We start from the raw sequence: 22641 nt of genomic DNA, 5'->3' as shown, positions 1-22641 counted from the left end.
GAGGTAAAGAATCTCGCTGTTCGAACGTGGGATTGCCCAGACTGCGGCTGCCACCACGACCGCGACCTAAATGCGAGCTCCAATATATTGAAGGAGATTCAAAGAATCCTTCCAACCGTCGGTGCGACGGGGCTAGCCTAATCATTTGAACGAACCGTTAGGTTCGTGCTCTTAGGAATCCCCCAACTTCAAGGAGTTTCAGCGAGTAAGTGGGGGTAGTTCAAAAAAGAATGTTCTACCAGCACCTGAGCTTCCTGACGCTGCTTATTCTCCTTGTGAACTTTATATATCCTGTTTATTTCGAAGTTGAGCCTGACACGAATCGCTACAGCAGCGGCGATTTTAAAGACCTTCATTACGTGGTTTTAGCCGTTCAATACATCGCTATGTGTGTGATAGTGGTGAAAAATCGTAACCAAGTTCCTTCATCCGTTGCGATGATCTTCCTCGCATTTTTCGCCTTGCCGATTGTCGGGATGATTGTTCAGCTGTTTGATTCCCGGTTGTATTTTTCCTGGACTTCGATTGCGCTGGTGGTACTTGTTGCTTATACATTTCTTGAATCAACGACCACGGAGCAGGATTTCCTGACGAAGCTGTATAACCGGCAGAGCTACGAAACATACCTGGAGCACCTGATTGAAAAGAAGTGTTCATTCGGAATTATTTTGATTGATTTGAATGATTTTAAACAAATCAATGATCAATATGGCCACCATAAAGGAGATCAGGTGCTGATCGATTTTGGAAAGGTTCTTAGAAAATGCTCCCCCAACCAGACAATGGCTGCCAGGCTGGGCGGGGATGAGTTCATTGTCATTATAGAAAAAGAGAAGGGTATCGATGATTATCTGGCCAGTATTCATCTTTTACTTAAGAACAGTGTAGATCCTTTATTGAAAACGTTGCGATTCAGCTATGGCTATCAGGCTTATCAAGAGGGGATGTCGATGGATGAGCTGTACATGTCGGTTGATAAGAAAATGTATAACGATAAGCGTACGAAGCGGTCGATGTAGTGGAATAATAAGCATGTAATTGGCCTGATTTCCGGGGAAGGAACATAATTTCAAATTTTAAATCCAGCAGACCTAAGGGGTTCATAGCGGAAGATAAAGAGATATGACATCCAATAGGATGATCCAAAAGCCGAGAAAAATCCAGCCCAAAAACTTTTCTTTTTCCAATATAAAGTTAAAAAGCATGAGGAAAAGAATAGAATGGATAAATTTGAGGAATACCCTAATACCGTGTATTCCTTTAATAAGAGATATACCCTACCATAGAATTGCTAAAAGAATACCAATTCCTTTAACGATATAAATTTTTTCAAGCAAACTCCCCATAAAGCAGCTGATTGAAGATTTTGGAGGGAAGCAGAGACCCACTTTAGGATGGTCAGGACAGGCACTTTTTGACGCTTTGATAGTCGCTCTTCCAATTGAAATATGGACCGATGAGCCTGGAGGAATGTCGTCGACTTGTATAGCTACCCATGTAGAACCTTTATTAATGGCTTCCCCAGGCGCTTTGTCCTGTGAGGTAAATTATGATAAAAGCATCTCGTCTTTAGGAGGATTGAAGAAGGTGCCGAATTCGTTCTGAACCATGTGCAGGGTCACGCCGGTCCACATGGATACATAGCCTAATTTATTGCCTTTATATCTAGTTTTAGGTACTATGGATGGACAATTAATTATGTATGCAATGGAGGAAGGAAAATAATGAGCAAGGAATTTATGCCGTCAACGATTAGCGAAACCGATGATTCTGACTCGAGTAGTGACAGTCCATCTACTCAGAAGCCACACCATTGTATCCAGCCAATCTACTTCATTAAGGTGGTAGATGGCTTATGTTAATAGCCACGCTGACTTTGCTGCTTGGCATCATCGTGATTCTCGCTATCATAGCTGCAAACGGTTATTTTGTCGCCCAGGAGTTTGCGTACATGTCTGTCGACCGTTCCCGATTACGTGCACTGGCCGATCAAGGCAATAGCGCAGCCGAACGTGCATTGGCGGTCACTAAGCGGACATCATTTATGCTTTCTGGGGCTCAACTGGGTATAACGGTTACAGGCCTACTCATTGGGTACGTTGCCGAGCCTCTTGTGGGAAGGAGTTTAGGTGTGCTGCTCGATGGGGTCGGTGTGCCTGCCGCGGTCAGCATCTCGGTCGGTACTGTGCTGGCTTTGAGTGTGTCGACGGTTGTACAGATGGTCTTTGGTGAGTTGTATCCTAAGAACCTCGCCATTTCCAATCCCGAACCATTGGCTCTCAGACTTGCCCATTCAACAAATATTTACCTTGCGATTTTTGGATGGCTGATTAAGGTTTTTGATCAGGCAGCCAATAAATTTCTGAGGATGCTAAAAATCGAGCCCGTCCATGACATCGATAGTAGTGCCACGGCTCGTGACCTTGAGCACATTGTGGCTGACTCCCGTGAGAGCGGTGATTTGCCCAAAAATCTGTCCATCGTACTAGATCGAATCCTGGACTTTCCGCAGCGAGACGTCGAGCACGCTATGACACCGCGTTCTCACGCGGATACTGTGGAGCCGGACATTTCCATCAGTGAGGTGCGATCCTTGATGGCTAAGGAACATACCCGTTATCCAGTCATTAATTCCGATGACGAACCGATTGGTGTTGTGCATCTTGTCGATGTACTGGCCTCATCTTCGGCTGACGATGAACCTGTCACTTCGATTATGAGACCTCCGCTGGTAGTCCCCACCGTCATGTCGCTGCCGGATGCACGAATGCGTATGAGCGATTCAAAAAATGACCTCGCTTGTGTGATTGATGAGTATGGCGGCTTTACTGGAATATTGACATTGGAAGACTTGGCTGAAGAAGTGATTGGTGAGATTTCAGATGAGCACGACAGCGAATTACCTGCAGTTGTTGAACCTGAAGGAGAGGACTCATGGCAAATAAGTGGAGATGTTCACGTCGACGAGGCCGAACGCGAAATCGGTTATTATCTGCCGCGAGGTGATTATGAAACGGTAGCTGGAATGCTTATTGCCCATTGTGGTAATCTTCCAGCTGTCAATGAAACAATCACGGTCGAACTTCCGGAGGACCCGGCTGATCTCGTTCATGAGGACCCCGTCCGCCGTTACTTAGTAGCACAGATAATTGAGGTAGACAGATGGGTTCCCACCTTGATCCACCTGACAATAGATGAATCGAATGTTGGTCATGAATCGACTCAGGAACAGGTAAGGAGGGGAAATGATGACTAACCCCTTGATAATAATAGTAGTGACAATAGCCATTATTGCACTGAGCGCGTTCTTCGTTATCGTAGAATTTGCGCTCCTCGGAGCCCGGCGCCATCGACTCGAAGAGGCAGCGGTCACCAGCCGTGGCGCCCGAGCTGCATTGCGATCAGTGAATGAACTTACAGTCTTGCTAGCAGGGGCCCAGCTGGGAATTACGGTATGTACGTTCGCCCTCGGTGCGGTGACTAAACCAGCGGTCGATGATTGGTTTTCACCGGTATTCGCTGAGGTGGGGTTTCCATACTGGCTGGCCGATGGAACTTCTTTCTTTTTATCCTTGCTGCTTGTGACGTTCCTGCATCTAGTCGTTGGCGAAATGGCACCGAAATCGTGGGCGATCGCGCACCCTGAGGCCTCGGCCATCATGGTCGGCTTGCCTTCCCGCATATTCATTCGGTTATTCCGACCCTTGCTGTTATGGGTTAATAATATAGCCAATCGTCTCGTGAAGGCTTCGGGCGTGGAACCAGTTGATTCTGCTGCGATTGGTGGGCAGGATGCTGCGACCATCCGACATCTCGTGGAATACTCGGCTAACGTCGGTGCGCTGGACGCCTCCATAAGGAGACCTATTTCAGGCGCTCTTGATTTGGAGACCTTAAAGGTCGCTGACTTGCTTTCGAAAGAAATATCTCCAACAGCGGTGGATTCCGGTGCCACAGCACTTGATGTCCAGAAAGCCACAGAACGTACCGGTCACAAACGTGTCCTCGTTATGACAGAGGATGGAAGCCCTCCGGGAGTCCTTCATGTTCGTGATACTCTACTTGAGCCGGCAGACCGGCTAGCAAGGGAACTTGCCCGCCCTTCGTTCGTCCTGCAGCCGAGTACACTCTTACATGAAGCTCTTACAAACATGCGACGGTCCAGTGAGCAGCTGGCTGTGGTTATGGATGGTTCTAAGTTCCTCGGCGTCATCACGATGAATGATGTCTTTCACAATGTGCTCCCTCGTATGAAGGAGCAATAAATGGGAGGCTTCCTCTCGAATGGATCTCCAGCTCGATCAGAAAGAAAATCATTTAGCCAAAAGCAATGGATTCGGACATATACACGTCCTATCTATATTCATTAAATGAAGAAGAGAAAAGAAGCTGATCTTCCCCCTTGAGATCAGCTTCTTTTCCATTTGAGTAAAGATACTGGAATTTAATATTGGGTAAGAAAGCTAAGTCGGACGGTCGAACCTATGTTTTTTTTATCCTGTTCTTCTTATTAAAATAGAGTTACTATAGTGGAGGAATAAAAATAGAAGTGCTCCATCTGGCATTTTTAGAAAGAAGGATTCACGTTGTTCAAAGACAAAGCAATTATCATACCTATACAAATTGCCATGTTATATTTGATTTATTTAGCCGGTGTAGGAATCCAGAACCTGTTTAATCTGTTCATTCCCGGCAGTGTGATCGGCCTCTTGATCTTGTTTACATTACTGTCTTTAAAACTGGTGCCGGAGTGGATTTTGCAACAAGGAGTCTCATTCATGGTCAGGCACCTGCCCTTCTTTTTCATACCAGCGACGGTAGGGATCATCAGCTATGCGTATGTATTTCAAGGCAAAGGCATGCTGCTGATTGTCATTGGTCTCTTCAGTACGGCACTTGTTATGGCGCTGGCTGGTCGGGTAACCCAGTGGATGGTGAAAAGGAGGGAGGAAGCATGAATCCTGCGCTTGTGGCTTTATTTATGATCGGGTTCACAATTGCTGCTTATATCGGCTCTCTCAACCTTTACCGGAAACACCGCCGCATCTACACGACCCCCGTCATTGTGGCGACCGTTGTGATCATCGTGTTTCTACTGCTTTTTCATATTCCTTATGATACCTACATGACGGGCGGGAAGTGGATTGATCGTCTCTTAGGCCCGGCGGTTGTGGCGCTCGCTTACCCGCTCTATCAGCATAGGGATATTTTGAAAAAGATGCTCGTTCCTATCATGACAGGGACAACGGTCGGAGCGGTGATCGGTATTAGCTCTGGACTCCTGCTTAGTAAATGGGCGGGATTCAGCAGCCAGATCATCCATTCAATCGTGCCTAAATCGGTCACAACACCTGTTGCGATGTCGATTTCCGAATCCACTGGAGGTGTCATGCCGCTCACAGCCGTATTTGTGATGATCGCCGGTATCGGCGGCATGTTGATTCACCCGGTCGTGATGCGTTACAGCGGTCTGACCCATAGAATCGGCCGAGGCGTCGGGATGGGCAGTGCTTCCCATGCGATCGGAACGGCGGCTTCGATGGAGCGGGATACGCTGGAAGGATCGATTAGTACGGTGGCAATGATTTTGAGTGCGGTGATTGTATCGATTATCGCGCCGGGCCTCACGCTGTTGCTGTTGTAAAATAAAAAGAAAGCTCTGATCCAACTACGGGTCAGAGCTTTTTTATAGATATAGAAGATTAATCATAGATGACGGCTTTTCCTTGTTCACGTAACGTTTCTATATGGGTAAGCATCTGATTGATTTCTTCATCAGAATGTCTTTCCCATGAACCTAGTTCCGCTATAATTTTCAAAGGTGATTTAGATCTGTACGAACGTGTGGGGTTTCCGGGGAATCTTTTGTCCGTTACGTTCGGGTCATTTTCAAAGTCACCTAATGGTTTTACAATGTAGATTCTTTCTTGTGATTGAGACTTTGCTAATTCGGCGCCCCACTTGGCAGCTTCCAAGGTAGCGGTAAAATAAATATAGTTCGATTTTTTGGCCTGATAGTTTGAGAGATATTGAGGTTTTAACAGGTCACTAACATTCAGTTCAGCTTTTGTACCGTGAAAGAAAGGACCATGATCTAAGACATCTTTTTTGTCATTCATATGGATACACCTCTCAGGTTATTAGACTTGTCTATAACAGTATAGAGCAGGGTTCATAGAAAGAGTAGTCTATAATTTAGTACCAGCTCGCGGTATAATGGAAGTAGAGAGAGGGATGCCAGCCGTTCTCAATTAAAGGGTATTTATTACCATAAAAAGGGAACTCAAAAATATTGAGTTCCCTTTTGTGATAGATTGAATTCGTTTTATAAAATTCCAACCGGTGATAGTAGGGTGTAGATAATAATCATCGCGATGGTTGCGGCAATTCCAACTGGATATAACAGCTTCCACGGCGTCATATCTACTTTTGATTGTTCTTCCAGATAGAAGTCTTCGTTTCTTGGATAAAGCTTTCCGATAATTAACATAAGCGTTGCACATACAACGAACAATATACCCAGGATATGAAGGAAATGTAACCCGGTATCCCACACTAACTGCGTGGTTGCGTATGTGGAGATAAATACAAACAAGGATATTTTCGCTGCAATGGCTGGCACCCGTTTGGTCAGATAACCCACGATCATAATCGTGAAGATGGGTACGTTATAAAAGCCATTGACCATCTGCAGGTATTGGAAAAACCCTTGGGGTACTAAATCGATTAATGGCGCAATACTGATCGCGAATAAAGCAATGACCGTACCAACGTACTTACCTTTACGAACCACTTCTTTATCGGACGCTTGTGGTTTGAAATAGGGCTTGTATATATTTAAAGCAATCAAGGTAACGGATGAGTTTAACGCTGAGTTGAATGAAGATAGGATAGCTCCAAATAACACTGCAGCGAAAAAGCCTACTAAAGGTGTCGGCAGAATCTCATTCACCAGTCTTGGATAAGCATTAGTTGGTTCCATATCAGGACCGAACATATTGAAAGCGATGATTCCTGGTAAAATAAGAAAAACGGGTCCCAGCAGTTTTAAAAATGCCGCAATCAGGACTCCTTTTTGTCCTTCTTTCAAGCTTTTAGCTGAAATAGCCCGCTGCATAATATGCTGGGCCGTACCCCAGTAAAACAGGTTCACAAGCAGCATCCCGGTAAACATGGTACTGAATGGGACGGGGCTGTCAGAATCGCCGATGGAGTTCATCTTCTCTGGAGAATTTTCCAGAATCGTAGAGAAGCCGGCACCAATGGAACCATCACCGAGGACAAACAGCCCAATGACCGGGATCATTAATCCGCCGAATAAGAGCCCGATTCCATTAATCGAATCGGAGACGGCAACCGCTTTCAAACCTCCGAAAATGGCGTAAATAGAGCCGACAATCCCTATAGCTAATACGGTCACATATAAAGAGGGGATTCTGCCTATGCCAAGCGCTTCCGGGATGTTGAATAATCCGTTCATGGCAACGGCTCCGGAGTATAGAATCGGTGGTAACAGATTTAATATATAACCAAATAAGAACAAAATCGTTACAATTTGCTTGGTACCAAAATCATAGCGGTCTTCCAGGAAGTCCGGGATCGTTGTAATGCCGCCTTTTAAGTATCTTGGTAAAAGGAAAAAGGCCACGACGACTAATGCAATAGCAGCACCTACTTCCCAGCCCATTACCGCAATGGTGTCGGAATACCCTTGAGCGTTCAGCCCAATTAGTTGTTCCGTTGACAGGTTGGTTAACATGAGAGAACCTGCAATCGTCCATGCCCCCAGGCTTCTACCTCCTAAGAAATAGCCATCCTGCGAATTCAAATCTTCTTTTCTAGTAATAAAATAGGAAATCAGAGCAACTAAACCTGTGAAAAATAAAAACGATAGGATCGTAAATGGATTCATATTTTCCTCTCCTTTTATTGGGGTGTAAATTTTCCTTTTATGTACGCGAGCACTGAATTTCCTATACCACGTATGTAACGCTGCCTCGGTACATGGGGTTGTTCGTGTTTCTACTGCAAACTTTCTAGACCATTTTTGTTCTATAAGTACCCTTTCGTTTTACTCTAAACTCAGATATACTGAATGCGTTTGCAAAGAAGTTTATAAATTTATTTAATTAACTACATGCAAAAGTAACATATGAAGCAATTATTTAAAAGGTTTTATCAAAATTTTTGGATATTTCCCAAAATATTGTTGCTAGCTTTGTTAAATTACTTTACTTTTAATATATGATACAGGTCCTTAAACGGAAGACCTGGAGCGGTTATTTCAATGAATAATAAAGGAAGGTGTAGAGGGCATGATTCTAGTAAATGAAAATAAAAAACAATTTCACCTACAAAACGATCAAGTAAGTTATATTATCCATATATTAAAGAATGACCACGTAGGACATCTCTATTTCGGTAAGCGCATAAGCCATTCAGAGGATTTTTCTTATCTGTACAACGAGGGAGAGAGAGCTGCCACCTCTTATGTTTATGAAGGGGATCTAAATTTTTCATTAGATTTAGTTCAACAGGAATATCCTGTTTATGGCACGACGGATTATCGTTATCCTGCCCTGCATATCGAACAGGAAAATGGCAGCCGCGTTAGTAATTTCACCTATCAATCACACCAAATCTATCAAGGGAAGCCTGAACTAACAGGACTTCCTCAAACCTATACAGAGGATGAAAGTGAAGCAGAAACGCTGGAAATCTTATTGTATGATTCTCTACTTCAAGCAGAGCTAGTGTTATGTTATACGATTTTTAAGGACTATGGGGTGATTACCAGGTCTTCCAGGATAATAAACAAAGGCCCGCAATTCTTTCAGCTTGATCGTGCCTTAAGTGCTTCCATTGATTTCTTTGATTCCAATTATGATATGGTCCAGTTATCTGGAAGCTGGTCGCGGGAGAGGCATGTGAAAGAACGTGCCTTAGAAAGTGGGGTCCAATCCATTGGGAGTACGCGAGGAACGAGCTCCAGCCAGCAAAACCCTTTTTATGCATTGAAAAGGAAGCATACCACGGAAGATCAGGGGGAAGTGTATGGCTTTAGCCTCGTTTATAGTGGGAATTTCTTAGCACAAGTCGAAGTGGACCACTATGATATGGCTCGTGCCTCCATCGGCATCCAGCCTTTTGATTTCAGCTGGAAACTAGAGCAAGGGGAAAGTTTTCAAACACCTGAGGCTGTCCTCGTGTATTCAGATGAAGGGTTGAATGGCATGAGTCAGACCTATCATCAGTTATATCGCAACCGTCTGGTAAGAGGCGAATGGCGTGATCAAACCAGGCCTGTATTAATCAACAACTGGGAAGCCACGTATTTTGATTTTGATGAAGAAAAGATTCTCCAAATAGCTTCGGAAGCGAAAGACTTAGGGGTAGAACTATTTGTTCTGGATGATGGCTGGTTTGGAAATCGTAATGATGATACAACGTCCCTTGGCGATTGGTTTATCGATGAGAGTAAACTTCCCAATGGGATTAAAGACTTGTCGGAAAAAGTTACAGCACTTGGGTTAGATTTTGGGCTTTGGTTTGAGCCGGAAATGGTTTCTAAAGTTAGTGAACTCTACAAAGCTCACCCTGATTGGTTAATTTCTGTGCCTGGGAGAGGAATGTCTCACGGTAGAAATCAATATGTGCTGGATTTTTCGCGGCAGGAGGTCGTAGATTACATCTACAACCAGATGGCAGCTATCTTACGTGAGGCGCAAATTACTTACGTGAAATGGGATATGAATCGTTATATGACCGAAATAGGTTCCGGGGTGCTTTCTTCTGAACGTCAGAAAGAAGTTCCGCACCGCTATATTCTAGGAGTCTACGATTTATATGAAAGGTTGACATCAGAGTTTCCTCACATTTTATTTGAATCCTGTGCCAGCGGTGGAGCCAGGTTCGACCCAGGGATGCTTTATTACGCTCCGCAAACATGGACAAGTGATGATACAGATGCGATTGAACGGTTAAAAATTCAATATGGAACCTCTATGGTTTATCCATTAAGTTCTATGGGAGCTCACGTTTCTGAAGTGCCCAACCATCAAGTTCGAAGGGTTACCTCTTTGAAAACCCGGGCCGAAGTTGCCTTTTTCGGGATGTTTGGCTATGAGTTAGACCCTACGAAAATGAGTGAGGCAGAAAAGGAAGAAGTGCGCGCTCAAGTGGAATTTTATAAACACTATCGTTCTCTCATACAAACAGGGAATTTCTATCGCTTACTTACTCCATTTGAGGGAGACCAGAACCAAACAGCGTGGATGGTGGTGGCTGAGGATCAATCCACTGCTTTAATAGGGTATTACCAAATTCTTGCTAGAGCTAACGATGGATTTAAGCGCCTGCAGCTCAAGGGGCTGGAACCAGATGCAAAATATAACATACAGGAGAGCCATTCTTATGAAGATTATCGAGTGGAGCCGGGAGCTATGGAGCGATTTGGTGATGAGATCATGTATGCCGGTCTTAACCTTGGCCCGGGATACTCGGGAACCCAGGCGGGTGGAATTGAAGAAACCGGAGATTTCACTTCTAAATTGTGGGTGTTAAAGAAAGTTTAAATGAGTTATTTAAAAGGGGGAGTGCTTTCTAACGATGAGTACTCTCCCTTTATTTTTACGTTATTCATTCGACTAGGAGGAATAAATGAAAACAGAAAAAGAAAAGATGATTGACGGAGAGTTGTATGATCCAGGTGATCAAGAATTAGTGAGTGACAGAACTCGCTCAAGAATTTTGGTGCGTTCCTTCAATGAGACACGTGAAGATGAAGAAGACAAGCGCATGTCTTTATTGAAAGAGTTATTTGGTTCAACGGGGGAACGGATTTATATAGAATCTAGTTTTCGTTGTGACTATGGGTATAACATCCATGTCGGTGAAAACTTTTATGCTAACTTTGACTGCACCATTTTAGATGGAGGTCCAGTGACGATTGGAGCGAATTGCATGATGGCTCCAGGGGTTCACATTTATACCAATACTCATCCAGTAAATGCGGAAGAGCGGATCTCCGAGATTGAATACACAAAACCAGTTACGATAGGGGATAATGTGTGGATTGGCGGACGAGCCGTCATTAATCCGGGAGTGTCCGTTGGAGATAACTCTGTTATCGCGTCTGGTGCTGTGGTTATTAAAGATGTTCCGGCTGGAGTCGTCGTTGGAGGAAATCCGGCGCAAGTCATTAAGGAGCTGGAGCAATAATGTAAAGGTTTGGATATCGGAGTCTTAAAATAGCCGGGGTTCAATAAAAACCTTCCAGAGGCGATCACTTTAATTAAGTGACCGCCCTTTTTTAATCCTCATACAAAAAAAGGTTGCAAAACGACACCAGTGTCAGTATAATAAAAATTACCAAAACGACACTGGTGTCTTTTTAGGGAGAGGGGCTATTACATGAAACGTTTATTGAAAAACAAAGGGTACATCACCTTGATGTCCGCCCAGGCCATTTCCAGCATCGGCGACTGGCTAAGCATTGTCGCGATTATTACTCTGGTCGGCTTGAAGTGGGAAGCTTCCCCGCTTGAAGTTTCGTTCGTATTTTTATGCTTAGCGGTGCCTATGGCGTTGTTTGGCCCCGTAGCGGGGATTGTGGCTGACCGTTTCAACCGGAAAACGCTTATGATCGTTTCTGATGTCGTCCGGGCGGGTTTGATTCTCCTTTTAACCGTCGCTTCCTCGCTCTGGATGGTGTATGCCACGCTCTTAGCGGTCGGAATTTTTTCCTCGCTGTTCATTCCAGCGAAAAACGGGAAGCTGAAGGAAATAGTGGCAGAGGAAGATATGAAAGGGGCGATGTCGATCACCTCGATGATCGATTCGTCGACCAAAATTCTCGGTCCGCTTGTGAGTGGCTTGCTTGTCACCGTATTCGGTGCCCAGCAGGTGTTCATGATCGACTCAGCCACCTTCGCAGTTTCGGCAGTGATCCTGCTATTCATTCCGAACGCCGTCCCTCATGAACTTTCGAAAACGGAAGGTGCGCAGGAGTCCTTCAAGAAGGAATTCGTTTTAGGATTTTCTTTTATCAAATCAAGCCGCTTCATGTTGGTCGGTTTGACACTTGTGGGACTCAGCCTGTTGATTCTGCAGATGGCCGATTCACAACTGATCGTCCTGATCAGAGAGCTGACCTATGCCTCTCCTGATTTATTCGGGTACCTTGTGACAGGATCGGGTCTCGGCATGTTCACGGCTGGCTTTTTACTAGCGAAAAAAACGGACTACAATCCTTATCCGCTAATGCTCCTCGGGGTTTGTGGAATTGGCGCGAGCTTTGGCATGATGGGATTACTCACCCATTACGATTTCGGATATTCAATCCTCTGGGCGCCAGGACTGGGGTTCACCGGCGGTTTCTCAGCAAGCCTGATTTTCGTCCCTTTCCAGGCAACCGTTCAAGTCAGCTCACCTGTCCATATGACGGGCCGCGTGTTCGGCGTTCTCAACAGCGTGATGACCACTGCGACCATCATTGGTCCGCTGCTTGGAGGATGGATCGCGACGATCATCGGCGTGGTGCCGACGTTTACGATTACGGCGAGTCTTCTCGTCCTGGTATCACTGATTGGATTTTTAACAAAACGAAAAGTAGAGCGAGGGAATGCAGATGTCTCCACGAGTAAGCAAAGAACACCTGAAGCAACGACGAGCTGACATTATGGAGGCCGCAACCAGCGTCTTCATCGAGCATGGCTATGAACATACGACGATGAAGCACGTTATGGATGCCGCCAAGGTCAGCCGGGGCGGTCTTTATCAATACTTTTCCAACAAAGAGGATCTGTTCGAAGCGATACTTGAAGACGGACTTAGTCAGGAAGCGGAAGAGACTGATTTTTGTCTTGAAGAAGTAGAATCTCAGCACTGGACACTGCTCATGAAGCTGATGTTCGGTGAAGATGGAAGTCCGGATGCGAATATGGACCCCCTTGCCCCGAGCAAGCTCGAATTCTTTATCACCGGCCGCAATGATGAACGCCGTCGTGCCTATGGGGAAAAGCGATACGAAATGGGCGTGAGCATATACGAAGAAGTCATTAAAGCCGGTCAGGAAGCCGGAGAGTTCAGCGACCGCTATGACAGCGAGTTGTTAGCGAGATCGATCATTACATTTGTGGATGGTCTGGCTCTTGACCATGCGATTCTCCCTGAGGAAAAGGTGAAAGTGAAGGAGCAGTCGGTGTTGTTTGTCGACTATTTAAAGATGGCGCTTGATGTATCCTCCTCTTAACGAGGGGGATTTTTATTTTAGCTTGTTGATCATGCTGGTCATGGACCTTTTGCATAGGGAGAACGTAATAAAGGATTTTCAACCAGTAAAGGCGAACCTTACAAGTACTAATAAATATCCAGGAGGGATTTTATGCATTTAGGTGCTTTTTCTATCAGTTTAAGCGTGAAAGACATTCATAAATCGAAAGCCTTTTATGAAAAATTAGGGTTTGAAGTAGCCGGAGGCGACATTACTCAGAATTGGCTCATGATGAAAAATGAAAACAGTGTGATTGGTCTATTTCAGGGAATGTTTGAGGACAACATCATAACCTTCAATCCTGGCTGGAATCAAAATTCAGACGACGTGAATCCGTTCACAGATGTGCGGGAAATCCAGAAGCAGCTGAAGGAACAAGGAGTTAACCTGGTGTCTGAAGCCGATGAAACGACTGAGGGACCGGAAAACATTACTATGGTGGACCCTGATGGGAATCCGATCCTGATCGATCAGCACAGATAGGTTGGTAGGTGCAAAGGGCATACGTGTGGAACGCAATGGGTGTGGGGGAATAGAAGCATGGATAAAAGCTTGCCTGTAATGGTTTGTCTCCACGGGATGACGGGGGACTCCAGGAGTTTTTGGGAACTTAAAAATCAGTTAATGGAAGATTTCGACCTTATTCTATTAGATCTGCCGGGGCATGGAGATACGGAGCCATTACCTTCAGAGGAAGATTACCATTTCACATCACTCTCTAAACGCATTTTCGAAGACATCCATACGCGGACACATGAGAATTTCTATATTTTGGGCCATTCCTGGGGAGCTGACCTTGCCTTACACATTGCCAAAGAGTTCCCGGATAGAATCAAAGGTCTGGTTTTAATCGATGGCGGGTATGTATTTCCAGAAATGGTGGAAGGTTTGACTAAAGAAAAAGCCCTTTCAGATTGGGCCAATTATATAGATTCAAGCAAATATCATTCCTGGGGTGAAATCGTTAACGTTTACGAGGCGTACACGACAAGACCGTGGGATAAAAACCTGGATTCGATCATCTTAACAAATTTTAAGAAAGTGGATGATCACTACGTTTTGAAAGCAGACCGTCAGAGTCTTTTGGCCATCATTAAAGCATTCTATTTAGAACCATGCTCCATTACCTATCCACACATTGAATGTCCGGTTTTATTGTTCCATGCAACACTACCTCCTACTGATCTCCCAAGACAAAAAGGACTCGAAAAAATGAAGAACGAGTTACAAAAGGTCACCGTTACAGGGATAGAAAATACCAGACATAATCTTCATTGGGATCGGCCGGAGAGAGTAGCAGCTGAAATCAGGGACTGGAAAAAACGTAGGAAATGATTTAATTTATGATTTTCAGGAACAAAAACACGTCCTGAGACGTAATTTTTAAATCCTTATAGGCCCACGTGGTGGACAGGAACTGCTTCTAAACAAATCTATAGGTGGATTTCGTACTTAGCCTCAGCTGAAAGACCCTTTCTTCCACCATCTACCTAATTAACAAGCGGTTTAAATTGCTCCATAAAGTTCATCAGCAAAGAAGAAGACGTCAAAATTTAAATGTCCGGATGGCTTTATTTGAATTTCATTAAATGATCCCTTCGAAAACTGCTCCTCTTCCATGATCAAAGAGGAATTAAAACAGAATAAAGCCTAGAACGATCAAGTACATAACAACGGCTGTCGAAGAGGGAAGAATATAGGTAAAAGTGTTCCGAGTATGATCTCTTTTCACTATGATCATCACCAACGCGGTTAGTATAAAACCCACGATGGACATGTACATTAAATCGCTACTTGTGTCCTGCCAGATATCCCCTCTAAAATAAAACACATCTCCAATGGCAATTACTAAAATATTGAAAACGTTACTTCCAAGGATTGTGCCTATAGCCATATTGACATTGGCTAGCTTCAAGGCAGTATAGACACCCATCGCGTCTGGGATAGATGTAGCAAAAGCAACTAGGATGCTTCCTATCGTTGAAGCGCTGATGAATGTATTTTGTGCAATCGCATCTCCAGATAGAGAAAGAGAGCTTCCGAAAACAAGTATTACAAGGGCGTATAAGATGAATCTTTTTACGGTCTGACGAATAGAAGTACTGGCTGTGGGTGGCTCGTCCTTTTGTTCTGAATCATTCTCTGTTTGAATTTTAGAAATAAGCCACATCCCGCCTCCATAAATAAGGGCGATGAGGAAACTTGTAAGGCCAATATTCAACACGGAAAATGAAGCGTTCACCGCTAAGCTGACAGCAGTGACTACACTTAGTAGTAATGCTATGACTCCCGTATAGACATGACTATGGGCGACCCGAAGGAACAGGCGTTGTTTTCGGAAATAAAGATCTAAAACGAATAAAACAAAGATGTTGAATAACACACTGCCAAGTCCGTTACCTACGGCAATATCAGCGCTGCCGATTAGACTGGCTGAGATGGTAGCTGTTAATTCGGGTAATGACGTGGCTACAGCTAGGAGAATGGTTCCTGTTAGAACCCCTCCGAGCTTGGTTTGTTTACTTATTGTATCAGCATGCTTTGATAATTTAACGGCGGAAAAAGCTGAGATAACAGCTGAGAGAACAAAAATACCTATATATATCCAAGTCATGTTGGTTTATGAACTCCTTATGTTACTTAGTTAAAATCTTTCAATAATTAATGAATTATATAATCCTTACCTTTAATTCAATCACATTGAAAAACTTACCCATTTCTTTTCTTTCTAACACATTTTCAGGGCAGGTCTTAGGACCGCAAATTAATGTTAACAAAATATACTCCAATGGGGAGCAGCTAACAATGATGTCGACAAAGCGTGACCAATTTAAATTGAACGCAGGCTAAACTGGCAACTTGATGTTGCTAGTGAGATCTTTGTGATTGGGGGTAAAAGTTAGATAGGAGGAGCTAACAGACCTTTACCTACAAAGATGACTAAAGGTCTGTTATTCTATAATGATCTCGATGACGACTCATGTTTATTTAATTTTTTTGACGGGTAAGTTTTGTCTATGTTACAGAACTTTTACAAGGATCGTAAAGGGAGAAGGACATCTAATGAAGCAAACGAGACAAATCATTTTCGTATTACTACTCAGTGTTACGTTTTATCTAACGTTCTTTAGTGAGCAGCCCTCTCTGATCAGGACAGGGGCCGCCGCTGTTTATTTAATAATCGTACTGTCGGTCTGTTATGTATTGATTCTGGAAAACCGTTCCCCTTACAAAACACTTGTCTGGATGTATGCGATCTTATTTTTCCCGGTAGTTGGGTACATTTTCTTTATTTACTCAGGTCAATTACAGGTCAGAGGGCATTTATTTGATAGTAAAAAGAAGGATAATCAAAGGTATTTAGAGCCCGTGATCGATAAAGACACCTCTAATAACTGGAAACAGTTAAACAGGGAGGAGCAGTTTATTTCCAGCAGGATTGAAGAAGAAGCTGGTTTCCCGATTAATTTTTCTTCCGAAGTGTCGGTGTTGAAAGATGGGAATGAGACGTTTCCTGCTATCAAAGAACGTCTAAGGGAAGCTAAAGAATTTATTCATATGGAGTATTATACGTTTCGTGACGACCAGATCGGTCAGGAAATTATTGATATTTTGAAGGAAAAAGCGGAACTTGGCGTTGAGGTTAAAGTAATTTATGATGCGGCAGGAAGTATTGGGATGTCGGGAAACGCGAAGCGCAGCATGAAAAAATCCGGCATCGAAATGGCTTGTTTTCACCCTATAAAAAGCGGGTTTTTCACCCAGAAAATTAATTTTCGCAATCACCGGAAGATTTTTGTGATCGATGGCGACACAGCGTTTGTCGGCGGCTTGAATATTGGTGACGAATATCTGGGCCGGGATCCTAAAATAGGTTTCTGGCGCGATACGCATTTGAAGGTGGGAGGCGAAGCGATACGAAGCCTCCACACCATTTTTTTAATTGACTGGTCCTATTTGAAAGATGAGGCGTTAGACTTGGATAAATACACGTCTCTTCAGAGCAAAGTGGAGAGCTCTGGAGGCGTACAGATATTGGGCAGTGGTCCGGATGCCAATCGAGGGATGATTAGCGAGCTTTATTTCAATATGATTGCTAATGCCAGGGAATCTGTGTGGATTGCCACACCTTATTTCGTGCCCGATAAGGACATTCGAACGGCCCTTTCTTTGGCGGCGAAAAAAGGGGTCGACGTTAAACTAATGGTCCCCGAGATCAGTGATGGTTATTTACCGAAATACGCCACCCGGTCTTATTTTGGCAAGTTCCTTGATAAAGGAATAGAGGTTTATCAGTATGAGAAAGGGTTTATGCACCAGAAAATCATGATTGTAGATGGTCAGTCTGCTTCGATCGGCACGGCTAACGTCGATTTTAGAAGCCTAAACTTAAATTTCGAAGTGAATGCCTTCTTGTTTCGGACTCCAAGTGTCATAAGCCTGATTGAAAACTACAAGAAGGACCTCGAGCACAGCCATAAGGTTGATGCAGATGCCTTCCGTAATAGAGGGATCTTGGTTCGAACCAAGGAATCTTTTGCCCGTTTATTTTCCCCTGCTTTATAATAGTGGAGACCATGACCAAAATGACAAACCATTGATAAAAAAAGGAGCTTCCATGTAAGTGGAAGCTCCTTTTTAAGTACTGATTTTGGAGAGGTTATTCAATCAGGAACGTCGTTTGACTCGTACTCGCTACCTTTCCGAAGATAACAGAGTTGCTCTGTTCCGCTTGAGCTCTAGAATCAAAGGCAAGCGATCAAAACCAATTGCCTTACCATTCGTTATGTAAAAGTTTGATCGAAGAGCGGAGAGATCCGTTGAAACCAAAAGAAGAGGGATTTTTTAAAATCTATCTATCAACCAAATCTCCCTTTATAGGCAAGGATCTTTTTCATTGCTTCTTTATGGAACTTGGCCATCTTTGAATTCTCCAACGTTTCTTCTGAAAAATGAGTAATGCCGCGCTTGAATTTTTCAATTCGTTTGGAATCGTTAGCCATGGGGCTTGATCTCCCTTCTCCCTTGTTTTTACTCATTCTATTCAAAGGACAGGAAATCTATACAAAAAAACAGGGTGCTCTTGAACAGCAACCTGTTTGTACTCTATCGATTTAGATACGACATTACTTTTTTATTCAGTCTTTCAAGTTCTTTGGTCGTTTTACTTTTGGAATGCTCCGATAACGTGGTCACTTGTCCTTCCCTGGAGAAGCGGGCATGGCGATTATTAGCATCTTTCCCTTTGCCTCTTATTTTTGTTTTCTGAGGAAGTTTGATATTCATAGTAAGCCCTCCTTTTACAAGTGTTCTTACACTTATTATAACACATAGCTAACGATGCAGGTGATACAGAGTGGTTAGATTAACGATGTGAAGAGCGTCTATTTCTAATACTTCCCCGTGTTCACTCTTCAAAACTATTAAATATTGCTCTTCCCTGTTGATCACGGGAACAATCATACCTTCTCCCTCCATTAGAGACACCACTTCATATTGGAGAAGGAAATCTGCATATTCCTCCTTATACCTTCCCATCTCAAAATTATGAGTGGCTTCAATGGTGTCCAACTGTCTTAAAATAGCTTCATATACAGGTTGGACTTCTTCATATTCATATATTTCTTCTTCACTCATACCTTCCCACCCAGGATTGTACTCAGGTGGAACCACATTCAAGGGAGACACTTGAACAGATATTCCATACAGGTCTGTGTACTCTTGTAAGTACTTTTCTATATCTTTCGCGCGACTTAGCATCGGAAAGTAATCTTCTGTAAAATAGTTATGCGCATCTTGAATCATGGCAGACATGGTTTCAACACGTCGGTAATTTGCTTTTCGCACCTTTTCATATGTCAGAATAATAGTTTGCAAATCGTTCGTGTGTTCAAACTCTGCTTTCCATAGCTTCATAATGCTTGGAGTTAGTAATAACGCTAAATCCATAAATATTATGACAGCCGTAAGTGTTAATATGAACGACCAATTAGACAGGTCTGTCTCCCCCATTAACACTCCTGCAGCGAGTCCACTCACAAAAAGAGTGTACAAAGCCTTTCTAATTTTCGGTAAAGAAAACCAATACTTTTGCTGATCCCATAAGAAAAACAGATAGTTTCCTATAGCAAAAATCAATAACACCCCTACAAAAAAATTAAAAGCCAAGTAATCATTTCCCTCCCAGTTTAAAGATTTGCAGATTCTCCTTTGTTAAATAGCATCTCCGCCTCCTGATGTATTGAAAGTGATACTAGCAAACATGCTCTTCCATTTTACCATTCCAGAAATTGGTCCTCTATGTAAAAGAAACCATTCATAAGAATGGGAGAGTTGTATAAGCAACAGGGCTCTAGGATCTCCGTTCTTTTAATGCTTCTGATAGGATTTCATAACCAGCGGTCCATCACCTTCTCATTAGAATTTGTTACTTATTGGGTGTAAACTATCTTTGGAAGGTTTTTTACTATTCATAGATATCTGTCATTCATCAAAACTGAATATTTAAAAAGGAAGCACCGAATAAGAAACATCGACTTACCCACTGTCTTGAACCGAACAGGAAAAAATAAGGTAATCAACATTGAAAACACGCGGTATCGGAAATACAGGAATTCAAGTGTCTGAGGTTGGTTTTAAAGCGTGGCAATCAGGTAATGAGAAAGAACAGAGCGTTTGGGGCTTCGGTAGATACGGGAAAAGATAGACTGGTGAGACCCCGGAAGTCGAATACTGAGTTATCCGCCAAGAGTCCCTTAACGGATAACTAAACCTTTTTTTACCAGTTATGAATCGTGTATAATTGTTAACGGAGCATGACTTTTTCACTGTTAAAGCGTTATCATATAATTAGTTAGTCAATGAACATTGGAGAGGTGCGACAAAATAATGCCCGCAGCTTCTCTGCAAAACTCAGGAATAAGGATGGTTAACAATGACCAACAGAGAAACGAGTAAGGATATTATCCTGATCGGCGCTGGCATCATGAGCGCCACATTAGGATCACTTCTGAAAGAATTAGCACCCGATTGGAATATTAAAGTGTTTGAAAAGCTCGATAAGACAGGTGGAGAAAGCTCGAACGTATGGAATAATGCCGGGACAGGCCATGCGGCACTTTGTGAACTCAATTACACGAAAGAACAAAGCGATGGATCGATTGATATCAGCAAGGCGATTAAAATTAATGAACAGTTTCAGATTACGAAGCAGTATTGGTCCTATCTACTTAACAAAGGCTACATCAATAACCCGGAAGAATTTGTGCGCTCGCTGCCTCATATGAGCCTCGTGCACGGGGAAGACAACATTAACTTTTTGAAAAAGCGTTATGAAACGATGACCGATCATCCACTATTTAAAGGAATGGAATACTCCGAGGATCCTGAAAAGCTGAAGGAATGGATTCCACTGATTATGAAAAACCGCACCCTGGATGAGCCGGTTGCGGCGACAAGAATGGAAACAGGGACCGATGTGAACTTCGGAACCTTAACCCAGAAGTTGTTTGATCACTTGGAAAGCCAGGATGTACAACTGTACTATAATCAGCGCGTGGACGACGTGAAACGTGCGGATGATGGGTCCTGGATGGTCAAAGTCCAGCATATGGACAGTGATCAAACGGCGCTTCATTCCGCTGATTTCGTATTTGTCGGCGGCGGTGGCGGCAGTCTGCATCTGCTGCAGAAATCCGGTGTGCCTGAAGGAAAAGGCTTTGGTGGTTTTCCAGTAAGTGGACAGTTTATGGTCTGTAACAATCCGGAAGTGGCCAAACAGCATGAAGCTAAAGTCTATGGCAAGGCTGCAGCTGGCGCTCCGCCGATGTCGGTACCACACTTGGATACGAGGTATATCGATAACGAGCAGTCGCTGTTGTTCGGTCCGTTTGCCGGCTTCTCTCCGAAGTTCTTGAAAGCTGGTTCGCTCGCTGATTTATTCACTTCGATTAAAGTGAGTAATATCTTGACCATGCTTGCGGCAGGTGTGAAGGAAATATCCCTGACGAAATACTTAATTGGTCAGGTTATGCAGACAAAAGAACAACGGATGGAAGCGCTGCGCGAATTTATCCCGGATGCGAAAAGCGAAGACTGGGATCTCGTGGTTGCCGGGCAGCGTGTGCAGGTCATTAAGGATACAGAAGAAGGCGGCAAAGGAACACTGCAGTTCGGTACAGAGCTTGTAAATAGTGCCGATGGATCGATCGCGGCTCTGCTTGGTGCTTCGCCGGGTGCCTCTACGGCTGTGCATGTCATGATCGACGTGCTGGATCGATGCTTCCCGCAATATATGAACCAATGGGAGCCGAAGCTTACCGAAATGGTTCCTTCTTACGGAAAGTCGCTGAGTGAGCATCAGGATCTTCTTGACGAGATTCACAGCTCTACCGCGAGAAATCTTGGATTGAAGGAAAAAGAACCGGTTCATCAGTAATTCACAGCAAAAGCAATAATAGGGAAATAAAAAGGATGATCTCTGCTTCAGGCAGGGGTCATCCTTTTTTATGATGTTACTTAGGTATTAAATGCTTATACGTTTTTCTTAAACCACTCAAAGACTTTAAACGTTCCAGTGACTCTTCCTCTAATGCCAGCCCCACGCCCATGACCATCGCTTCCAGGACAGCGACGGGGGCAACCATCGTATGGAATTCCCACATTTCCCCGCGGTGTGTGTACAGCGCATAGTCCACATACTCATGCATGTTCGATACCAATTGATCGGTAATTAAAATGATTTTCATTCCCAGGGAATTGGCATGTTCAAATAAGGCCTGTGTTTCGGAAAGCATATCGACGAATTGAAAAACGATCAGGGTAGAAGCTGAGGACATGTGCAGCATCGATTCATAGACTTCAAACCCGCTTTTAGCGATCCGTTCCATGCGAATACCAAATCTTTTCAGACGAAATTCCAGTAAATCCCCGAGTCCCTCCGAAGAGGCGGGGGCGTAAATATAGACGTCTGAAGCCGTACATATGGTCTGGATCGCTTTTTGCATATGATCTTTGTTCAGATGGTTGCCGGTCTGAACCAGATTTTTAAAATGTTGTTCAATGAGTCGATTTAAGATGTGATCTTCATCAAGCTGCTCGGCGAAGTTCTTAAATTTATTCTCCGGGGTCACTTCGATCCGGCCCTTCATCACCTGCTTAAAATCCTTAAAATTAGTATAGCCGATTAACGGCCAGAACCTTGATACCGTTGGGACGCTGACGCCCGATTTATCGGCTATTTCCTTTTCCGTATGATAAACAATAGAAGTTCCCTGTTTTTCCACCACATCGGCAATTCTTCTCTGCTTCGGAGTTAAATGAACTCCTTCCAATGAAAATAATGACTCCATATCCACCCCTCCCACGTG

The 22641-nt window shown here is 43.8% G+C and carries 22 protein-coding genes; 15 read left to right on the top strand and 7 right to left on the bottom strand.

Translation table 11 applies throughout. The features are described from left to right. From ACTWPM_RS16620 to ACTWPM_RS16590, 7 genes are all read left to right on the top strand, one after another. A partial coding sequence (locus ACTWPM_RS16620) for a zinc ribbon domain-containing protein (protein WP_443134148.1) occupies positions 1–141 on the top strand: 141 nt, incomplete at its 5' end. Between the two features lie 68 nt (positions 142–209). Continuing rightward, complete coding sequence (locus tag ACTWPM_RS16615; protein ID WP_443134147.1) at positions 210–1019, top strand: GGDEF domain-containing protein; 810 nt, start codon at positions 210–212, stop codon at positions 1017–1019. Between the two features lie 705 nt (positions 1020–1724). Next, positions 1725–1862 carry a hypothetical protein gene (locus ACTWPM_RS16610; RefSeq protein WP_443134146.1) on the top strand — a complete coding sequence of 46 codons (138 nt, stop codon included), beginning with the start codon at positions 1725–1727 and terminating at the stop codon, positions 1860–1862. After that, positions 1856–3256, top strand: a complete 1401-nt coding sequence (locus ACTWPM_RS16605) for a hemolysin family protein (protein ID WP_443134145.1) — start codon at positions 1856–1858, stop codon at positions 3254–3256. Before ACTWPM_RS16610 ends, ACTWPM_RS16605 begins: the two co-directional genes overlap by 7 nt. Then, entirely contained in the window at positions 3249–4265 is a 1017-nt protein-coding gene (locus tag ACTWPM_RS16600; protein ID WP_443134144.1) for a CNNM domain-containing protein, read from the top strand. The genes ACTWPM_RS16605 and ACTWPM_RS16600 overlap by 8 nt, the downstream gene beginning before the upstream one ends. Before the next feature lie 321 nt (positions 4266–4586). Continuing rightward, positions 4587–4958, top strand: coding sequence for a CidA/LrgA family protein (locus ACTWPM_RS16595; RefSeq protein ID WP_443134143.1), 372 nt, complete (start codon positions 4587–4589; stop codon positions 4956–4958). Continuing rightward, positions 4955–5644, top strand: a complete 690-nt coding sequence (locus tag ACTWPM_RS16590; RefSeq protein WP_443134142.1) for an LrgB family protein — start codon at positions 4955–4957, stop codon at positions 5642–5644. Before ACTWPM_RS16595 ends, ACTWPM_RS16590 begins: the two co-directional genes overlap by 4 nt. A 58-nt stretch (positions 5645–5702) precedes the next feature. Here ACTWPM_RS16590 and arr read toward each other — a convergent pair whose 3' ends face one another. Further along, complete coding sequence (gene arr / locus ACTWPM_RS16585; protein ID WP_443134141.1) at positions 5703–6119, bottom strand: NAD(+)--rifampin ADP-ribosyltransferase; 417 nt, start codon at positions 6117–6119, stop codon at positions 5703–5705. A 206-nt stretch (positions 6120–6325) separates the two neighbouring features. Beyond that, positions 6326–7912 (bottom strand): solute:sodium symporter family transporter, encoded by a 1587-nt coding sequence (locus ACTWPM_RS16580; RefSeq protein WP_443134140.1) that lies wholly within the window; start codon positions 7910–7912, stop codon positions 6326–6328. Positions 7913–8315: 403 nt separating this feature from the next. Between ACTWPM_RS16580 and ACTWPM_RS16575 the strand changes: the two genes are divergently transcribed. The 6 genes from ACTWPM_RS16575 to ACTWPM_RS16550 all read left to right on the top strand — a co-directional run bounded on the left by ACTWPM_RS16575 (position 8316) and on the right by ACTWPM_RS16550 (position 14608). After that, a complete protein-coding gene (locus ACTWPM_RS16575; protein WP_443134139.1) occupies positions 8316–10574 on the top strand; it encodes an alpha-galactosidase in 2259 nt (752 codons plus the stop codon). Positions 10575–10659: 85 nt separating this feature from the next. Beyond that, positions 10660–11220, top strand: coding sequence for a maltose acetyltransferase domain-containing protein (locus tag ACTWPM_RS16570; RefSeq protein WP_443134138.1), 561 nt, complete (start codon positions 10660–10662; stop codon positions 11218–11220). Positions 11221–11412: 192 nt separating this feature from the next. Continuing rightward, a complete protein-coding gene (locus ACTWPM_RS16565; protein ID WP_443134137.1) occupies positions 11413–12675 on the top strand; it encodes an MFS transporter in 1263 nt (420 codons plus the stop codon). Continuing rightward, complete coding sequence (locus ACTWPM_RS16560) at positions 12629–13252, top strand: TetR/AcrR family transcriptional regulator (RefSeq protein ID WP_443134136.1); 624 nt, start codon at positions 12629–12631, stop codon at positions 13250–13252. Before ACTWPM_RS16565 ends, ACTWPM_RS16560 begins: the two co-directional genes overlap by 47 nt. A gap of 132 nt (positions 13253–13384) precedes the next feature. Then, a complete protein-coding gene (locus ACTWPM_RS16555) occupies positions 13385–13756 on the top strand; it encodes a VOC family protein (RefSeq protein ID WP_443134135.1) in 372 nt (123 codons plus the stop codon). A gap of 57 nt (positions 13757–13813) precedes the next feature. Then, positions 13814–14608, top strand: a complete 795-nt coding sequence (locus ACTWPM_RS16550; protein ID WP_443134134.1) for an alpha/beta fold hydrolase — start codon at positions 13814–13816, stop codon at positions 14606–14608. A 298-nt stretch (positions 14609–14906) separates the two neighbouring features. Here ACTWPM_RS16550 and ACTWPM_RS16545 read toward each other — a convergent pair whose 3' ends face one another. After that, entirely contained in the window at positions 14907–15887 is a 981-nt protein-coding gene (locus ACTWPM_RS16545; protein WP_443134133.1) for a sodium:calcium antiporter, read from the bottom strand. A 449-nt stretch (positions 15888–16336) separates the two neighbouring features. Here ACTWPM_RS16545 and cls point away from each other — a divergent pair, with 449 nt between their 5' ends. Beyond that, positions 16337–17839 carry a cardiolipin synthase gene (gene cls, locus ACTWPM_RS16540; RefSeq protein ID WP_443134132.1) on the top strand — a complete coding sequence of 501 codons (1503 nt, stop codon included), beginning with the start codon at positions 16337–16339 and terminating at the stop codon, positions 17837–17839. 293 nt (positions 17840–18132) lie between these two features. Here cls and ACTWPM_RS16535 read toward each other — a convergent pair whose 3' ends face one another. The 3 genes from ACTWPM_RS16535 to ACTWPM_RS16525 form a co-directional block, all read right to left on the bottom strand. Next, the gene (locus ACTWPM_RS16535; protein WP_443134131.1) at positions 18133–18276 is read right to left on the bottom strand and encodes a hypothetical protein; all 144 of its coding nucleotides are present in this window, start codon (positions 18274–18276) and stop codon (positions 18133–18135) included. A gap of 103 nt (positions 18277–18379) precedes the next feature. After that, entirely contained in the window at positions 18380–18559 is a 180-nt protein-coding gene (locus tag ACTWPM_RS16530; RefSeq protein WP_443134130.1) for a hypothetical protein, read from the bottom strand. A gap of 48 nt (positions 18560–18607) precedes the next feature. Then, positions 18608–19441 (bottom strand): type II toxin-antitoxin system SpoIISA family toxin, encoded by an 834-nt coding sequence (locus tag ACTWPM_RS16525; RefSeq protein ID WP_443134129.1) that lies wholly within the window; start codon positions 19439–19441, stop codon positions 18608–18610. A gap of 766 nt (positions 19442–20207) precedes the next feature. On the opposite strand from ACTWPM_RS16525, the gene ACTWPM_RS16520 reads away from it, so the two are divergent. Next, entirely contained in the window at positions 20208–21710 is a 1503-nt protein-coding gene (locus ACTWPM_RS16520; protein ID WP_443134128.1) for a malate:quinone oxidoreductase, read from the top strand. A gap of 76 nt (positions 21711–21786) precedes the next feature. Here the strand turns inward: ACTWPM_RS16520 and ACTWPM_RS16515 are convergent, their stop codons facing one another. Next, positions 21787–22623 (bottom strand): MurR/RpiR family transcriptional regulator, encoded by an 837-nt coding sequence (locus ACTWPM_RS16515; protein WP_443134127.1) that lies wholly within the window; start codon positions 22621–22623, stop codon positions 21787–21789. Positions 22624–22641: the final 18 nt, after the last annotated feature.

Source organism: Halobacillus sp. K22, from assembly GCF_052246795.1.
Taxonomy (GTDB): Bacteria; Bacillota; Bacilli; order Bacillales; family Halobacillaceae; genus Halobacillus.
This window is presented reverse-complemented; position numbering and strand designations above follow the sequence as displayed.

Coding starts and splice junctions, on each gene's coding strand:
- ACTWPM_RS16550 (WP_443134134.1), top strand. CDS start 13,814: ATGGATAAAAGCTTGCCTGTAATGGTTTGTCTCCACGGGATGACGGGG.
- ACTWPM_RS16545 (WP_443134133.1), bottom strand. CDS start 15,887: ATGACTTGGATATATATAGGTATTTTTGTTCTCTCAGCTGTTATCTCA.
- ACTWPM_RS16515 (WP_443134127.1), bottom strand. CDS start 22,623: ATGGAGTCATTATTTTCATTGGAAGGAGTTCATTTAACTCCGAAGCAG.
- ACTWPM_RS16605 (WP_443134145.1), top strand. CDS start 1,856: ATGTTAATAGCCACGCTGACTTTGCTGCTTGGCATCATCGTGATTCTC.
- ACTWPM_RS16555 (WP_443134135.1), top strand. CDS start 13,385: ATGCATTTAGGTGCTTTTTCTATCAGTTTAAGCGTGAAAGACATTCAT.
- ACTWPM_RS16570 (WP_443134138.1), top strand. CDS start 10,660: ATGAAAACAGAAAAAGAAAAGATGATTGACGGAGAGTTGTATGATCCA.
- ACTWPM_RS16600 (WP_443134144.1), top strand. CDS start 3,249: ATGACTAACCCCTTGATAATAATAGTAGTGACAATAGCCATTATTGCA.
- ACTWPM_RS16580 (WP_443134140.1), bottom strand. CDS start 7,912: ATGAATCCATTTACGATCCTATCGTTTTTATTTTTCACAGGTTTAGTT.
- ACTWPM_RS16520 (WP_443134128.1), top strand. CDS start 20,208: ATGACCAACAGAGAAACGAGTAAGGATATTATCCTGATCGGCGCTGGC.
- cls (WP_443134132.1), top strand. CDS start 16,337: ATGAAGCAAACGAGACAAATCATTTTCGTATTACTACTCAGTGTTACG.
- ACTWPM_RS16560 (WP_443134136.1), top strand. CDS start 12,629: ATGTCTCCACGAGTAAGCAAAGAACACCTGAAGCAACGACGAGCTGAC.
- ACTWPM_RS16530 (WP_443134130.1), bottom strand. CDS start 18,559: ATGAATATCAAACTTCCTCAGAAAACAAAAATAAGAGGCAAAGGGAAA.
- ACTWPM_RS16535 (WP_443134131.1), bottom strand. CDS start 18,276: ATGGCTAACGATTCCAAACGAATTGAAAAATTCAAGCGCGGCATTACT.
- ACTWPM_RS16565 (WP_443134137.1), top strand. CDS start 11,413: ATGAAACGTTTATTGAAAAACAAAGGGTACATCACCTTGATGTCCGCC.
- arr (WP_443134141.1), bottom strand. CDS start 6,119: ATGAATGACAAAAAAGATGTCTTAGATCATGGTCCTTTCTTTCACGGT.
- ACTWPM_RS16590 (WP_443134142.1), top strand. CDS start 4,955: ATGAATCCTGCGCTTGTGGCTTTATTTATGATCGGGTTCACAATTGCT.
- ACTWPM_RS16575 (WP_443134139.1), top strand. CDS start 8,316: ATGATTCTAGTAAATGAAAATAAAAAACAATTTCACCTACAAAACGAT.
- ACTWPM_RS16610 (WP_443134146.1), top strand. CDS start 1,725: ATGAGCAAGGAATTTATGCCGTCAACGATTAGCGAAACCGATGATTCT.